This window comes from Pseudomonas sp. EL_65y_Pfl2_R96, assembly GCF_963970905.1.
In the GTDB taxonomy this organism is placed as follows: Bacteria; Pseudomonadota; Gammaproteobacteria; order Pseudomonadales; family Pseudomonadaceae; genus Aquipseudomonas.
In genome coordinates, this window is record NZ_CAXAQH010000214.1 from 1 (window position 1) to 535 (window position 535).

Annotated in this window: 1 protein-coding gene; it reads left to right on the forward strand. The window is 67.5% G+C overall.

All coding sequences use genetic code 11. The annotated features are described in order from the left end of the window. Window positions 1–16: 16 nt before the first annotated feature. Window positions 17–535 (forward strand): cobaltochelatase subunit CobN (locus AACY49_RS30280; RefSeq protein WP_339527934.1); only part of this gene is annotated, 519 nt, incomplete at its 3' end.

Sequence of the window (535 nt, forward strand, 5' to 3'; positions counted from 1 at the left end):
CGCGGCGGGGGTACCGGTGTTTCAAGTGGCGCTGGCAACGTCGGGACGCGCCGCCTGGGCAGACGGCACGCGCGGCCTGTCACCTGCCGATCTCGCCATGCATGTCGTATTGCCCGAGATTGACGGTCGGCTATTCGCCGGGGTCGCCAGTTTCAAGGAAGCGGGCACGCGCGATCCGCTGCTCGAATTTGCCCGGACCGCGCATCGGGCCGAGCCCGAGCGGATCACGGCGATCGCGGACCGGGTCGCTGGTTGGACTAGGTTGGCGGCCAAAGCCGTCGGCGAACGGCAAGTGGCGCTGGTCCTGTCCACCTATCCCGGCAAGACCTATCAGATGGCCCATGCCGTCGGACTGGATGCGCTGGCATCGGCCGAGGCGATTTTGGCCGATCTGGCAAGCGCGGGATATGACGCAGAGACGCGCGACGACCTTGCCGAGGGGCTTCGCTCCGACACTTTGACCTGGCCGCTGGCTGACTATCGCCGCGCGCTGGCGGCATTGCCCGAGGCCTTGCGACACGATCTTGCCGCATCG